The organism is Streptomyces triculaminicus (assembly GCF_017349075.1).
Lineage (GTDB): Bacteria > Actinomycetota > Actinomycetes > Streptomycetales > Streptomycetaceae > Streptomyces > Streptomyces triculaminicus.
In genome coordinates this window covers 700,443-715,298 of record NZ_JAFMOF010000003.1, presented here as the reverse complement: position 1 = coordinate 715,298, position 14,856 = coordinate 700,443, and the positions used below count along the sequence as shown (strand labels likewise).

General features: G+C 72.7%; 12 protein-coding genes and 1 pseudogene. 3 read left to right on the top strand and 10 right to left on the bottom strand.

Annotated elements, in window-relative coordinates; genetic code table 11:
• Positions 1 to 140: 140 nt before the first annotated feature.
• Together nusA and rimP are read right to left on the bottom strand one after the other, a co-directional pair.
• Positions 141 to 1,127, bottom strand: a complete 987-nt coding sequence (nusA, locus tag J1792_RS21860; RefSeq protein WP_086570288.1) for a transcription termination factor NusA — start codon at positions 1,125 to 1,127, stop codon at positions 141 to 143.
• A gap of 2 nt (positions 1,128 to 1,129) precedes the next feature.
• Positions 1,130 to 1,657 carry a ribosome maturation factor RimP gene (rimP, locus tag J1792_RS21855; RefSeq protein WP_207248023.1) on the bottom strand — a complete coding sequence of 176 codons (528 nt, stop codon included), beginning with the start codon at positions 1,655 to 1,657 and terminating at the stop codon, positions 1,130 to 1,132.
• Between the two features lie 170 nt (positions 1,658 to 1,827).
• Here rimP and J1792_RS21850 point away from each other — a divergent pair.
• The 3 genes and pseudogenes from J1792_RS21850 to J1792_RS21840 all read left to right on the top strand — a co-directional run bounded on the left by J1792_RS21850 (position 1,828) and on the right by J1792_RS21840 (position 3,818).
• A pseudogene (locus tag J1792_RS21850) lies at positions 1,828 to 2,389 on the top strand (hypothetical protein).
• Positions 2,386 to 2,832: a ferritin-like domain-containing protein gene (locus J1792_RS21845; RefSeq protein ID WP_086570283.1), complete on the top strand. Its 447-nt coding sequence runs from the start codon at positions 2,386 to 2,388 to the stop codon at positions 2,830 to 2,832. The pseudogene J1792_RS21850 and the gene J1792_RS21845 overlap by 4 nt, the downstream one beginning before the upstream one ends.
• Positions 2,833 to 2,879: 47 nt before the next feature.
• Positions 2,880 to 3,818 carry an aminoglycoside phosphotransferase family protein gene (locus tag J1792_RS21840; RefSeq protein WP_086570281.1) on the top strand — a complete coding sequence of 313 codons (939 nt, stop codon included), beginning with the start codon at positions 2,880 to 2,882 and terminating at the stop codon, positions 3,816 to 3,818.
• Positions 3,819 to 3,848: 30 nt separating this feature from the next.
• Here the strand turns inward: J1792_RS21840 and J1792_RS21835 are convergent, their stop codons facing one another.
• From J1792_RS21835 to J1792_RS21800, 8 genes are all read right to left on the bottom strand, one after another.
• Positions 3,849 to 5,543 carry a proline--tRNA ligase gene (locus J1792_RS21835; RefSeq protein ID WP_086570279.1) on the bottom strand — a complete coding sequence of 565 codons (1,695 nt, stop codon included), beginning with the start codon at positions 5,541 to 5,543 and terminating at the stop codon, positions 3,849 to 3,851.
• A gap of 137 nt (positions 5,544 to 5,680) precedes the next feature.
• Complete coding sequence (locus tag J1792_RS21830) at positions 5,681 to 6,214, bottom strand: GNAT family N-acetyltransferase (protein ID WP_086570277.1); 534 nt, start codon at positions 6,212 to 6,214, stop codon at positions 5,681 to 5,683.
• 38 nt (positions 6,215 to 6,252) lie between these two features.
• On the bottom strand, positions 6,253 to 7,098 hold the full coding sequence (locus J1792_RS21825; RefSeq protein ID WP_086570275.1) for a GNAT family N-acetyltransferase: 846 nt from the start codon (positions 7,096 to 7,098) through the stop codon (positions 6,253 to 6,255).
• 147 nt (positions 7,099 to 7,245) lie between these two features.
• Entirely contained in the window at positions 7,246 to 8,403 is a 1,158-nt protein-coding gene (ispG, locus tag J1792_RS21820) for a flavodoxin-dependent (E)-4-hydroxy-3-methylbut-2-enyl-diphosphate synthase (RefSeq protein ID WP_086570274.1), read from the bottom strand.
• Positions 8,404 to 8,567: 164 nt separating this feature from the next.
• On the bottom strand, positions 8,568 to 9,869 hold the full coding sequence (locus J1792_RS21815; protein ID WP_086570272.1) for a M50 family metallopeptidase: 1,302 nt from the start codon (positions 9,867 to 9,869) through the stop codon (positions 8,568 to 8,570).
• Positions 9,866 to 11,140, bottom strand: coding sequence for a 1-deoxy-D-xylulose-5-phosphate reductoisomerase (dxr, locus tag J1792_RS21810; RefSeq protein WP_207248022.1), 1,275 nt, complete (start codon positions 11,138 to 11,140; stop codon positions 9,866 to 9,868). Before dxr ends, J1792_RS21815 begins: the two co-directional genes overlap by 4 nt.
• 64 nt (positions 11,141 to 11,204) lie before the next feature.
• Entirely contained in the window at positions 11,205 to 13,139 is a 1,935-nt protein-coding gene (locus J1792_RS21805; RefSeq protein WP_086572920.1) for an acyl-CoA dehydrogenase family protein, read from the bottom strand.
• Between the two features lie 215 nt (positions 13,140 to 13,354).
• Complete coding sequence (locus tag J1792_RS21800) at positions 13,355 to 14,800, bottom strand: aldehyde dehydrogenase family protein (protein ID WP_086572922.1); 1,446 nt, start codon at positions 14,798 to 14,800, stop codon at positions 13,355 to 13,357.
• Positions 14,801 to 14,856 lie beyond the last annotated feature (56 nt).

Here is a 14,856-nt window from a genome sequence, read left to right as displayed (position 1 = left end):
ATTTCGGCCAAGATCGGCCAGGAACAAGGGCCCCGAACAGGTCCCACCCGGGGCGGCACGGTCTTCGAGGGTCGTTTTACGGACCAATCGAGGCCGCTCGAGGCCGCTTGTCGCGCGCCCCCTGCCGCTTCCGTGCGCCTTTACTCGCCCTGCTGCTCGGTGTCCGGACGGATGTCGATCCGCCATCCGGTCAGCCGCGCCGCGAGCCGGGCGTTCTGCCCCTCCTTGCCGATGGCGAGGGAGAGCTGGTAGTCCGGCACGGTCACCCGGGCCGAGCGGGCGGCGAGGTCCACGACCTCCACCCTGCTCACCCGTGCGGGGGACAGCGCGTGCGCCACGAGCTCCGCCGGGTCGTCCGACCAGTCGACGATGTCGATCTTCTCGCCGTGCAGCTCGGCCATGACCGCGCGGACCCGGCCGCCCATCGGGCCGATGCAGGCGCCCTTGGCGTTCAGGCCGGAGCGGGTCGAACGCACCGCGATCTTGGTGCGGTGACCGGCCTCACGGGCGATGGCGGCGATCTCCACCGAGCCGTCCGCGATCTCCGGGACCTCCATGGCGAAGAGCTTCTTCACCAGGTTGGGGTGGGTGCGCGAGAGCGTCACGGACGGGCCGCGCACACCCTTCGCCACCCGTACGACGTACGTGCGCAGACGCGTGCCGTGCTTGTACTCCTCGCCGGGCACCTGCTCCTGGACCGGCAGGATGGCTTCCATCTTGCCGATGTCGACCAGGACGTTCTTGGGGTCCTTGCCCTGCTGCACGATGCCCGCGACGACGTCGCCCTCGCGCCCGGCGAACTCACCGAAAGTGATCTCGTCCTCGGCGTCGCGCAGACGCTGGAGGATGACCTGCTTCGCGGTGGTCGCGGCGATCCGGCCGAAACCGGACGGGGTGTCGTCGAACTCGCGGGCCTCCTCGCCCTCGGCGAGGTCCTGCGGGTCCTCCTTGGCCCAGACCGTCACATGCCCGGTCGACCGGTCCAGCTCCACGCGGGCCCGGCGGCGGCTTCCCTCGGTGCGGTGGTACGCGATGAGGAGGGCCGACTCGATCGCCTCGACCAGCAGGTCGAAGGAGATCTCCTTTTCCCGCACCAGACCCCGCAGGGCGCTCATGTCGATGTCCACGGCTACGCCTCCTCTTGAAACTCGTCTTGAATGTCGTCGGCGGACTTTTCCGCCGCCTTGCGATTGAACTCGATTTCCACGCGCGCCTTGGCGATCTCGCCGAAGGTCAGCCTGCGGGCGGTTGGCTTACGGCCCTTGACGCCCGGCACCTCCAGGTCGAGACCCTCGTCGTCCACGGAGACGATCCGCGCGACGAGCTCCCCGCCCTCGGCCAGCTGCGCCTTGATCAGGCGGCCGGTGGCCCGGACGTAGTGCCGGTGCTGGGTCAGGGGGCGGTCCGCGCCCGGAGAGGTGACCTCGAGGACGTAGGGCGCGCCGCCCATGACGTCCGTCTCGTCGAGCGCGGCGGAGATGTCGCGGCTCAGGTCCGCACAGGTGTCCAGCTGCACGCCCTCGTCGGAGTCGACCACGATGCGCAGCACACGCCGCTTGCCGGCCGGCGTCACCTCGACCTCTTCCAGGTCCAGCTCCCGCGCGCTCACGAGAGGGGCCAGCAGCTCGCGCAGCCGCTCGCTCTGGGTGGTGCTCATCCGGGTGACTCCTCGGCCGCGTGTGCTGTTGTGGGAAGGTCGCGTGTCAGGTCAAAGCCTATCTGTTCCGGCAGCCGACTGACGATTCGGTGCCCGGTCCGCGCCGAGGCGGTCACACGCCGGTACGCTCGCGCGTGGTGATCATGCCCGGACGACGGGGAAAGAGGAACGTGCCGCTCACAACGACGACGCGAGGCGCCGGCGGCCCGCGCAGACGCAGGGTACTGACCGGAGGCGCTGCGGCCCTCATGGCCGGGGGCGCCGCCGCACTGCTCGCCGGATGTTCGGACGGCGGCAGCGGCGACGCGGCGGCCGACGAGCGCTCCTCGGCCGCCGAGCGACTGCGGTCCCGCGCCGGGCGGGACGCGGCGGGACTGCTGGAACGGTACGACGCGACGATCGCCGCGCACGCCCCGCTCGAGGAACGGCTGCGCCCGCTGCGGGCCGAAGTCGCGCGCCACGCCAAGGCGTTCGCTCCCCCGCCGCCGCCCGGTCCGCCACGCCGTCCACCACCCCGTCCGCCTCGCCCTCCGCCTCTCCCCGGCCGAACGGCCGGAGGTGCCCGGCGACGAGCGGGCCGCGCTGGGCGAGCTCGCCGACGCCGAGCGCCGCGCCGCCGACGCCCGCACCGCCGACCTCGGCTCCGCCCCGCCCGAACTCGCCCGGCTGCTGGCCTCCGTGGCCGCGGCCGGCGCGGCCCACGCCTATCTGCTCACCGGAGGCGGCTCATGACGACGTCCCAGCGCTCCGACGCCGACAGGGCGGCGGTGCCGGCCGCCCAGGCCGCGCTCGCGGCGGAGCACGCCGCCGTGTACGGCTACGGCGTCGTCGGCGGGCGCGTCGAGGAGGAACACGCGGCGCAGGCGCGCGAGGCGTACGACGTCCACCGGGCGCGCCGGGACGTGATGAACCGCGCGGTGCGCGCGCTCGGCGCCGAGCCGGAGGCGGCCGCGGCCGCGTACGCGCTGCCCTTCCCCGTGACCGACGGGGCGTCGGCGGTGCGGCTGGCGGCGGAGCTGGAGAGCCGGCTCACGGCCGTCTACGCCGATCTCGTCCGGGCCTCCACCGGCTCGCTGCGCGGCGAGGCGGCGGCGGGGCTGCGCGAGGCGGCGGTGCGGGCGGCACGCTGGCGTGGCGGCAGCGTAGCCTTCCCTGGGCTCGCCGAGCGGGCCTGACCGGCGGGAGCGCCGCACCGGTGACCGAGGAAAGGGACTGCTCAGGGATGGCCACAGCGCACGACAGCCTCGAACCGCCCCAGCGGCTGGTTCGGACCCTGAGCGAGGACCCCGTCCACGGCGACGCCGCGCACCTTTGGCTCGCCGCGCTGCCGGACCTCGCCCGGGAGTGCCTGGCGCGCTGGGATCTGACGCCCGAACGGGTGCAGGCGCCCGGCGGCCGCACCAGCATGGTCGTGCTCGCCCGGCGCTCCGACGGCACGCCCGTCGCCCTCAAGCTCTGCCTGCCCGACGGCTCGGCCGCCCTCGAACACGCCGCGCTCGCCCACTGGGACGGCCGGTCGGCCGTACGGGCCCTGGACGTCGCCCCGGAGGCGGGCGCGCTGCTGCTGGAGCGGCTGCACGCCGACGTCAGCCTGCGCTCGCTGGCCGAGGCCAAGGCCCAGCTGGAGGCGGCCGCCACCCTGCAGCGCCTGTGGGTGGCCCCGCCCGAGGAGCACGCCTTCCCGGACGTGGCCGGCCACACGGCCGCCCTGGCCGAGACGTTGCGCGCGCAGCGCGAGCAGCCGTGGGCGGCGGACGTACGGGCCGTGCTCGACGAGGCGCTCGAGGTGCGCGACGCCCTGGTGGCCGAACCGCCCGCCGGCGAAGGGGCGATGCTGCTGCACGGGGAGTACCACCAGGGCAACGTGCTGGCCGCTGACCGCTCGCCGTGGCTGGCCGTCGCCCCGCGCCCGCTGGTGGGCGAGCGGGCCTACGACCTGGCGTGGCTGGTCCGCGACCGCCTCGACACCCTGCTCGCCTCCCCGGGCGCCGCGGCCGCGGCGCGGCGGCGGGTGGCCAAGCTCGCCGAGTCGCTGGACGTCGACCCCGGCCGCCTGCGCGACTGGACGCTCTTCCGCACGGCGCGGGAGGGGGCGCACCAGCTCTCGCTGGGGGCGCGGGGTCAGGGCGAACTGCTGCTGGAGTTCGCCGGGTTGCTGTGACGGCTCACGGCGACCCGGCCGTACCCCCGGTCAGCGGGCCGCCAGGCGGGCGACGACCTCGGCCACGGGGACCTCTTCCTTCTCCCCCGTGCGCCGGTCCTTCACCTCGACCACGCCGTCCGCCGCCCCGCGGCCCACGACCAGGATCGTCGGCACGCCGATCAGCTCCGCGTCGGTGAACTTCACCCCGGGCGACACCCCCGCCCGGTCGTCCAGCAGCACCCGCACCCCCGCCTCGGCCAGCCGCTCGGACAGCTCGGCGGCGAGCTGCGTCTGGACGGCCTTCCCCGCCGCCACGACGTGGACGTCCGCCGGCGCGACCTCGCGCGGCCAGCACAGCCCGGCGCCGTCGTGGGTCTGCTCGGCCAGCGCGGCGACGGCGCGCGAGACGCCGATGCCGTAGGAGCCCATCGTGACGCGGACCGGCTTGCCCTGGGGGCCGAGGACGTCGAGGCCGAAGGCGTCGGCGTACTTGCGGCCGAGCTGGAAGATGTGGCCGATCTCGATCGCCCGGCCGATCTCCAGTCCGGCTCCGCAGCGGGGGCACGGGTCGCCCGGCTCGACCACGACGACGTCGAGGTAGCGGTCGACCGTGAAGTCCCGCCCGCAGACCACGTTGCGGGCGTGCGTGCCGGGCTTGTTGGCGCCGGTGATCCAGGACGTGCCCGCTGCCACGCGCGGGTCGGCGAGGTAGGGCAGGCCGAGGCCCTGCGGGCCGACGTAGCCCCGTACGAGCTCCGGCCGTCCCACGAAGTCCTCGGCCGTCACCAACTCCACCACGGCGGGCGCCAGATGCTCCCCCAGCTTGGCCAGGTCGACCTCGCGGTCGCCGGGGACGCCGACGGCCCAGACCTCGCCGTCGACCTTGACGAGCAGGTTCTTCAGCGTCGCCGAGGCCGGCACGTCCAGGTACGCGGCGAGGCTCTCGATGGTGGGGGTGTCCGGGGTGTCCAGCTCCTCCACCGGGCCGTGCCCCGACGGGTCGGCGGGGGCCACCACCGTCGTCACCGCCTCGGTGTTGGCGGCGTAGTCGCACTTCGGGCAGTCGACGAAGGTGTCCTCGCCGGCCGCGGCCGGGGCGAGGAACTCCTCGGACGCCGAGCCGCCCATCGCGCCCGAGACGGCGGAGACGATCCGGTAGTCCAGGCCCAGGCGCTCGAAGACGCGGGTGTAGGCGGCGCGGTGCAGTCGGTAGGACTCGGCGAGGCCCTCGTCGGTGGTGTCGAAGGAGTACGAGTCCTTCATCTGGAACTCGCGCCCGCGCAGCACGCCCGAGCGCGGCCGCGCCTCGTCCCGGTACTTGGTCTGGATCTGATAGAGGATCACCGGCAGGTCCTTGTAGGACGTGCACTGGTCCTTCACCGTCAGCGTGAAGATCTCCTCGTGGGTGGGGCCGAGCAGATAGTCCGCGCCCTTGCGGTCGCGCAGCCGGAACAGCAGCTCGCCGTACTCCTCCCAGCGCCCGCTCGTCTCGTACGGCTCCTTGGGCAGCAGCGCGGGCAGCAGGACCTCCTGGCCGCCGATGGCGTCCATCTCCTCGCGCACCACCCGCGAGACGTTGTCGAGCACCTTCTTGCCCAGCGGCAGCCAGGTCCAGACACCCGCCGAGGAGCGGCGGACGTAGCCGGCGCGGACCAGCAGCTTGTGGCTGGCGGTCTCCGCGTCGGCCGGATCGTCGCGCAGTGTCTTGATCATGCTCGTGGACATGCGCTGGACGTGGGCCATGGTCTCTCCTGCGGGCGTGCGGACGTACGGACGAGCAACGGGCGCGTGGACACGGGGGCGCGTCGGGGGGCCGGCGCGCGCGTGCGCGCGGTCGCGAGGAGCGTATGCGGCGCCCGGCGGCGCCCCCAAGTCATTTGTCAGGTCTGCAGCGGCAGCGGCGCGCCCATCACCGCGTACGGCCGTGCGGCGCTCGGGAAGACCACGTTGCGGGCGAGGTCGCGGTAGCCCAGCTTGCGGTAGAGCGCCCGGGCGGGGCTCTCCTTGTCGATGGCGGACAGGATGGAGCGGGGTTCGCTCGCCGTGGCCGTGATGTCGGTGATGAGGGTCCGCCCGATCCGCCGGTTCTGGAAGGCGGGGTGGACGTGCAGCTCGGTGATGACGAAGGAGTCGTCCAGCCAGGCGTCGTTGCCGTTGGCGCGCAGATACGGTTCGACGACCGTGGACCACCAGTGCGTGCGGTCGTTCGGCATCCCGTAGACGAAGCCCACCAGCCGCCCCTCGGGGGTGGTGGCGCCCAGGGAACGCGCACCGGGGCACTGCAGGTGCCTCAGGACGATGTGGCGCCGCACGCCGACCTCCTCCGGGGTGAGGCCGAAGGCGACCGCCTGGACGGCCAGTGCCTCGTCCACCCGTGCGGCGAGGTCGAGCGGTCCGACCGCGATGTCATTCATGCCGGGGAGGCTACCCGCCCGTACCACCGGTGGTCGCCTCAGAACAGCACGCTCATGAACGCGCCGACCTCCTCGAAACCCACCCGGCGGTAGGCGGCCCGGGCGGCGGTGTTGTAGTCGTTGACGTAGAGGCTCACGACCGGGGAGACCTCCTCCAGGGCGTGCCGCAGCACGGCCGCCATGCCGGTCACGGACAGGCCGCGCCCCCGGTGCTCGGGGGCGACCCACACGCCCTGGATCTGGCAGGCGCGGGCCGTGGCGGCGCCGATCTCGGCCTTGAAGACGACGCGGCCGTTCTCGAGACGGGCGAACGAGCGCCCGGAGCCGACGAGCTCGGCGACGCGGGCCTGGTAGAGCAGCCCGCCGTCGCCGGCGAGCGGCGAGACGCCGACCTCCTCGGTGAACATGGCCACGCACGCGGGCATGATCAGGTCCATCTCGTCCTTGCGGACGCGGCGCACGAACGGGTCGGGGGCGACGTCGGCGGGCATGCCGCGGGTGACCATCAGGGGCTGGTGGGGGCGCACCTCGCGGGCCGGGCCCCAGTGGGGCTCGAGGAGGGACCACAGCTCGGCGGTGGCCTCGGAGGGCCCCACGATGGAGGAGCAGCGGCGGCCGGAGCGGCGGGCGCGGTCGGCGAAGGCCCGTACGGCCTCGGGGCCGGCGCAGATGGGGACGAGGTTGGCGCCCGCGTAGCAGAGCGACTCCAGGCGACCGCCCGCGTACCAGCCCCACATCTCCCCGCCGAGCCGCCACGGGTCGAGGCCCGCGACCTGGACGCGTGCGGCGACGAAGGCGTTGGCCACGGGGTCGCGGTCGAGGACGGCGAGGGCGACGTCGAGGTCGCCGGGCTCCAGGACCTTGGTGGTGGTCGTCGTCAGCACGTGTGCGCATGCCTCACGGTCGCGGGTGGAAGGCCATGGGGGGCAGGTCCTGGCACTGTACCTCCCGCCCCGCGCGGGCACCTCCCGGTGGGCGGAAACGACGCTGCCCCGCCGTCTGGGGGCGGGGCAGCGGTGGTGCGGGGGGTGTCAGCCGGCAACGCTGATGGTGGGCTCGCCGGAGGCGACGCCGTCCTTCTCCATCTGCTCGGCGATCTTCATGGCCTCTTCGATGAGGGTCTCGACGATCTTCGACTCGGGGACGGTCTTGATGACCTCGCCCTTGACGAAGATCTGGCCCTTGCCGTTGCCGGAGGCGACGCCCAGGTCGGCCTCGCGGGCCTCGCCGGGGCCGTTGACGACACAGCCCATGACGGCGACGCGCAGCGGAACCTCCATGCCCTCCAGGCCGGCCGTGACCTCCTCGGCCAGCTTGTAGACGTCGACCTGGGCGCGGCCGCAGGACGGGCAGGAGACGATCTCCAGGCGGCGCTGGCGGAGGTTGAGGGACTCCAGGATCTGGATGCCGACCTTGATCTCCTCGGCCGGCGGGGCCGACAGGGAGACGCGGATGGTGTCGCCGATGCCCTCGGAGAGCAGCGCGCCGAAGGCGACGGCGGACTTGATGGTGCCCTGGAAGGCCGGGCCCGCCTCGGTGACGCCCAGGTGCAGCGGGTAGTCGCACTGGGCGGCCAGCTGACGGTAGGCGTTGACCATCACGACCGGGTCGTTGTGCTTGACCGAGATCTTGATGTCACGGAAGCCGTGCTCCTCGAAGAGGGATGCCTCCCACAGCGCCGACTCCACCAGCGCCTCGGGGGTGGCCTTGCCGTACTTCTGCAGCAGGCGGCGGTCCAGCGAGCCGGCGTTCACGCCGATACGGATCGGGGTGCCGGCGTCGGAGGCCGCCTTGGCGATCTCCTTGACCTTGTCGTCGAACTGCTTGATGTTGCCCGGGTTGACCCGGACGGCGGCGCAGCCGGCGTCGATGGCGGCGAAGACGTACTTCGGCTGGAAGTGGATGTCCGCGATGACGGGGATCTGGGACTTGCGGGCGATGACCGGCAGCGCGTCGGCGTCGTCCTGGGTCGGGCAGGCGACGCGCACGATCTGGCAGCCGGAGGCCGTGAGCTCGGCGATCTGCTGCAGCGTGGCGCCGATGTCCGAGGTGCGTGTCGTGGTCATGGACTGCACCGACACCGGGGCGTCGCCGCCGACGGCCACGGATCCGACCTGGATCTTGCGGCTGACCCTGCGGTCGGCGAGCTTGGTCGGGACGGAAGGCATTCCCAGCGAAATCGCAGTCATCAGGCGAGCAACCCCAAGGTCTTAAATCATGGTCCCGAGATCGGCGGGCTCCGGCATCCGAGGTTACGGCAAGCCGTCCCCCCGGGGCACATCACGACCCGAACACCACCCAAACACGGACGGCCGGGCACATAGCGCGCCCGGCCGTCACAATCGGATGCCCGTCAGGTCAGCCGGACCGGGTTCACCACGTCCGCGATCAGCACCAGCAGCGTGAAGCAGACGAAGATGCCCGCCACCACGTACGCCACCGGCATGAGCTTGGCGACGTCGAAGGGGCCCGGGTCGGGGCGCCGGAAGACCTTGGCGAAGGCCCGGCGGACCGACTCCCACAGCGCCCCGGCGATGTGCCCGCCGTCCAGCGGCAGCAGCGGCAGCATGTTGAACAGGAACAGCGAGAGGTTGAAGCCCGCGACCAGGAAGAGCATGGTCGCGATCTGCTGCGACGGCGGGATGTCGAGGTTGAAGACCTCGCCGCCCACGCGGGCCGCGCCGACGACGCCCATGGGCGAGTCGGCCTTGCGCTCGGCGCCGTCGAAGGCCGCGTTCCACAGGTCGGGGATCTTGCCGGGCAGGGCGATCAGCGACTCCACACCGGACTGCACCATGTCGCCCATACGGTCGACGGACTGTCCGAAGGACTGCTGGACGACGCCGGTGGCGGGCGTGAAGCCGAGGAAGCCCGCGGTGACGTACTGGCCCTTGAGGGGGGCGCCCTTGCCGTCGTACTTCTGGACCTGGTTGGAGATGAGGTTCGCGCCGAGCGTCTTCTCCCGCCCGTCGCGGACCACGGTGATCGTGGCCGGGCCGGTGGTCTTCCGGATCTCCTTCTGGAGCGTGCTCCAGTCGGTGGCCCGGTGGCCGTTGAACGCCACGATCCGGTCCTTGGGCTGCAGGCCGGCCGCCTTGGCCGGCGAGTCCTTGGCGCCGGAGGGGCACTTGTCCGTGGGGGCGCTGGCGGACACCACGCAGTCGGAGACGGCCGAGACCGTCGTGGTCTGCGTGTTGATCCCGAACGACATCATCACGCCGAGGAACACCGCGACGGCCAGGACCAGGTTCATGAACGGTCCGGCGAACATCACGATCACGCGCTTCCAGGGCTTGCGCGTGTAGAACATCCGGGTCTCGTCGCCGGGCTGCAGCTCCTCGTAGGCCGCCGAGCGGGCGTCCTCGATCATGCCGCGCCACGGGGAGGTGGAACGGGCGCTGACGCGGCCGTCCTCGCCGGGCGGGAACATGCCGATCATGCGGATGTAGCCGCCGAGCGGGACGGCCTTGATGCCGTACTCGGTCTCGCCCCTGTGCCGCGAGAAGATCGTCGGCCCGAAGCCGACCATGTACTGCGGCACCCGGATGCCGAAGAGCTTCGCGGTCGAGAGGTGGCCCAGCTCGTGCCAGGCGATCGAGAAGAGCAGGCCCACCACGAAGACGACTATCCCGAGGATGGTCATCAGTGTCGTCATGCGCGGGCCTCCGTGGTCGCTTTCGCCGTACGGGCGCCCGTACGGGCCGCCAGTTCGCGGGCCCGGGCGCGGGCCCAGGTCTCCGCTTGCAGGACGTCCGAGACGGTCAGGAGGGTTCCCGCGGCGGGGGTGCCGTGTTCCGCGACCACCTCGGCGACGGTGTCCACGATCCCATTGAACGGCAGCTTTCCGCTCAGGAACGCGTCGACGCACTCCTCATTGGCGGCGTTGAAGACGGCGGGCGCCGTGCCGCCGAGGGAGCCGACGTGACGGGCCAGCGCGACCGAGGGGAAGGCCTCCTCGTCGAGCGGGAAGAACTCCCACGTGGAGGCCTGGGACCAGTCGAAGGCGGGGGCGGCGTCGGGCACCCGCTCGGGCCAGCCGAGGCCGATGGCGATGGGGCCGCGCATGTCCGGCGGGGTGGCCTGGGCGAGCGTGGAGCCGTCGGTGAACTCCACCATCGAGTGGACGTACGACTGGGGGTGGACGACGACCTCGATGCGCTCGAAGGGGATGTCGTAGAGCAGGTGGGCCTCGATGACCTCGAGCCCCTTGTTGACCAGCGTCGCCGAGTTGATCGTGATGACCGGGCCCATGGACCAGGTGGGGTGGGCCAGGGCGTCCTGGGGGGTGACCGAGGCCAGCTCGGCCTTCGTACGGCCGCGGAAGGGGCCGCCGGAGGCCGTGACGACCAGCTTGCGGACCTCGGCGCGGGTGCCGCCCAGCAGTGCCTGGAAGAGCGCCGCGTGCTCGGAGTCCACCGGGATGATCTGGCCCGGCTTGGCGACCGCCTTGACCAGCGGGCCGCCGACGATCAGCGACTCCTTGTTGGCCAGGGCCAGGGTCCGGCCTGCCTCGAGCGCGGCGAGGGTGGGCGCGAGGCCGATGGAGCCCGTGATGCCGTTGAGGACCGTGTGGCACTCGCTGCGGGCCACCTCGGTGGCCGCGTCGGGCCCCGCGAGGATCTCCGGCAGCGGCTCGGCGCCGTACCGCGCGGCCAGCGCCTCGCGCAGCTCGGCCGCCTTGTCCTCGCGGGCCACGGCGACGGTGCGGACCCGGAGTCTGTGCGCCTGCTCGGCGAGGAGGTCCACCCGGCCGCCGGCGGCGGACAGGGCGGTCACCGTGAAGCGCTCGGGGTTGCGCAGCACCAGATCGATGGCCTGGGTGCCGATCGAGCCGGTCGAGCCGAGGATCACGATCTCGCGCGGGCCGCCGCCGGCATGGGTGTCGGCGGAGTAGCGCAGGTGGGGGTCAGCGAGGAGGTCCGTCATCCTCCTATTGTGGCGGCACCGCCGGTCCGGCCCGACAGGGCGTCCCGGCGGTGCCGCGACGGAGTCAGCGCACGGGCCGGTGGACGTTCTCGGCCTTGGAGGGGCCGGGGGTGGCGTCCGCGATCCAGGGGCCGTCGCCGCTGGGGTCGACGATCCCGCTCTCCAGCCATGTGTACGCACCCGACATCACGCCGGAGACGACCTTGCGGTCGATCTCGTCGGTGTTCGTCCACAGCCGCCCGAAGAGCTCCTCCACCCGGATGCGGGACTGCCGGCAGAAGGCGTCGGCGAGCCGGTAGGCCTCGCCGCCGTGGTCGCCGAGGCTCCGCAGGTGCTCGGCGCGCACACAGGCCGCGCTCATGGCGAAGAGCTCGGCGCCGATGTCGACGATGCGGCCGAGGAAGCCCTGCTTGGTCTCCATGCGGCCCTGCCACCGGGACATGGCGTAGAAGGTGGAACGGGCGAGCTTGCGGGAGGAGCGCTCGACGTAGCGCAGGTGCCCGGAGAGGTCGGGATGACCGGCCGGGTGGAACTCCGCGTACGTCCGCGGCAGCTGCCCGGGGCCCGTCATGAGCTTGGGCAGCCAGCGGGCGTAGAAGCCGCCCGCGCGGGCGCCGGCGCGGGCCTTGTCGCCCAGGGACTTGTCCGGGTCGATGAGGTCGCCGGCCACCGAGAGGTGGGCGTCGACGGCCTCGCGGGCGATGAGCAGGTGCATGATCTCGGTGGAGCCCTCGAAGATGCGGTTGATGCGCGTGTCGCGCAGCATCTGCTCGGCGGGGACCGCGCGCTCGCCCCGGGCGGCCAGCGAGGCCGCGGTCTCGTAGCCCCGGCCGCCGCGGATCTGGACCAGCTCGTCCGTCATCAGCCAGGCCATCTCGCTGGCGTAGAGCTTGGCGAGCGCGGCCTCGATGCGGATGTCGTTGCGGTCCTCGTCGGCCATCTGGCCGGAGAGCTCGAGGACGGCCTCCAGGGCGAAGGTGGTCGCGGCGATGAAGGAGATCTTCGCGCCGACGGCCTCGTGCCGGGCGATGGGCTTGCCCCACTGCTCGCGCGCGGTGGACCACTCGCGGGCGATCTTCAGCGCCCACTTGCCGCCGGAGACGCACATGGCGGGGATGGAGAGCCGGCCGGTGTTGAGGGTGGTCAGCGCGATCTTCAGGCCGGCGCCCTCGGGCCCGATGCGGTGGGCGGCGGGGACGCGGACCTGGTGGAAGCGGGTGACGCCGTTCTCGATGCCGCGCAGGCCCATGAAGGCGTTGCGGTTCTCCACGGTGACGCCCTCGGCGGCGGCCTCGACGACGAAGGCGGTGATGCCGCCCTTGTGTCCCTCGCTCCTGGGCACCCGTGCCATGACCACGAGCAGGTCGGCGACGACGCCGTTGGTGGTCCAGAGCTTCACGCCGTCCAGGACGTAGTCGTCGCCGTCGGGCACGGCGACGGTGGCCAGCCGGGCCGGGTCGGAGCCGACGTCGGGCTCGGTGAGCAGGAAGGCGGTGATGTCCGTGCGCGCGCAGCGCGGCAGGAACTTCTCCTTCTGCTCCTGAGTGCCGAAGAGCTTCAGCGGCTGGGGCACGCCGATGGACTGGTGGGCGGACAGCAGCGCGCCGACGACGGGGCTGGCGGAGCCCACGAGCGCGAGCGCCCTGTTGTAGTAGACCTGCGTGAGGCCGAGGCCGCCGTACTTGACGTCGATCTTCATGCCGAGGGCGCCGAGCTCCTTGAGCCCCTCGACCGTCTCGTCCGGGATCCTCGCCTCGCGCTCGATGCGGGCGCTGTCGATCCGCGTCTCGCAGAAGTCGCGGAGCTTGGAGAGGAACTCCTCCCCGCGCCGGACGTCCTCGGCGGCGGGGCTCGGGTGCGGATGGATCAGGTCCAGGCGGAACCGGCCGAGGAAGAGCTCCTTGGCGAAGCTGGGCTTCTTCCAGTCCTGCTCGCGGGCCGCCTCGGCGACCTGGCGGGCTTCGCGCTCGGAGACCGGTCGTACGGATGGTGCGGTCATCGGGCACCTCACCGTCTGAGTCGGGGCAGTTGTCCCGGTCGACTACCGACCGGTGCTACTCATCCGTATGTACCTACCCGATCCGTACGTGCTCTACCAGACCCCCGGCAAGCTTCCGGCCCCCGGCGGACGGCCGGGCGGGCGACGGCGCTGAAAGACGTGTGCGCCCCGGGACGGGTGTCCCGGGGCGCACACGGCAGGTCGCGGGGCGTTGCCTACAGGGCCAGGCCGGTCAGGACCAGCACGCGCTCGTAGGTGTAGTCGTCCATCGCGTAGCGCACGCCCTCGCGGCCCACACCGGACTGCTTGGCGCCGCCGTAGGGCATCTGGTCCGCGCGGTAGGAGGGGACGTCGCCGATGACCACGCCGCCGACCTCGAGGGCGCGGTGGGCACGGAAGGCGGTCTGCAGGTCGTGGGTGAAGACGCCGGCCTGCAGGCCGTACGGGGAGTCGTTGACGGCCGCGAAAGCGGCGTCCTCGTCCTCGGCCTTGGTGATCGTCAGGACCGGGCCGAAGACCTCCTCGCAGGCGATCGTCACGCCGGCCGGGACCTCGGCCAGCACGGTCGGGGCGTAGGTCGCGCCCTCGCGCTTGCCGCCGGCGAGCAGCTTCGCGCCGGCCGCGACGGCCTCGTCGACCCAGGTCTCGACGCGCTTCGCGGCGTCCTCGCTGACCAGCGGGCCGACGTCGGTGGAGGCGTCGGACGGGTCGCCCGTGACCTGGGCCTCGACGGCCGCGACGACCTTCGGCAGCAGGCGGTCGTAGACCGACGCGTCGGCGATGACGCGCTGCACCGAGATGCAGGACTGGCCGCCCTGGTAGTTGGAGAAGGTGGCGATGCGCTGCGCCGCCCAGTCCAGGTCGGCCTCGGAGGACCAGTCGGCGAGGACGACGGCCGCGCCGTTGCCACCGAGCTCGAGGGTGACGTGCTTGCGCGGCGCGGAGTCGAGGATCGACCAGCCGACCGGGCCGGAGCCGGTGAAGGAGATGACCGGCAGCCGCTCGTCCTGGACGAGGGCGGGCATCCGGTCGTTGGGCACCGGCAGCACGCTCCAGGAACCGGCCGGCAGGTCGGTCTCGGCGAGGATCTCACCCAGGATCAGGGAGGAGATCGGGGTCGCCGGGGCGGGCTTGAGGATGATCGGCGCGCCGACCGCGATGGCCGGAGCGACCTTGTGGGCGCTCAGGTTGAGCGGGAAGTTGAAGGGGGCGATGCCCAGGACCGTGCCGCGCGGGACGCGGCGGGTCAGCGCGAGGCGGCCGGTGGAACCGGGGTCGGTGTCCAGGCGCTGGGCGTCGCCGGCGTTGAAGCGGCGGGCCTCCTCGGCGGCCCAGCGGAAGACGGAGACGGCACGGCCGACCTCGCCGCGGGCCCACTTGATGGGCTTGCCGTTCTCGGCGGAGATCAGCTGGGCGATCTCCTCGGTGCGCTCGGCGAGCCGCTTGGCGACGTGGTCGAGGGCGGCGGTGCGCACGTGGGCGGGCGTCGCCGCGAACTCCTCGCGCACGGCGTGGGCGGCCGCGACGGCCTCCTCGACCTGCGCCTCGGTGGGCACGCTCACGGTGCCCACGAGACGACCGTCCCAGGAGTTCGTGACGTCGAAGGTCTCCTCGCCGGTGGCCTCGCGGCCGGCCAGCCAGAACGCGTGGGGAGCAGTCACGAGATTCCCTCCGGGGGGTGCAGACGATTTCGGCTCCCCCACCGTAGGTCGGCCGC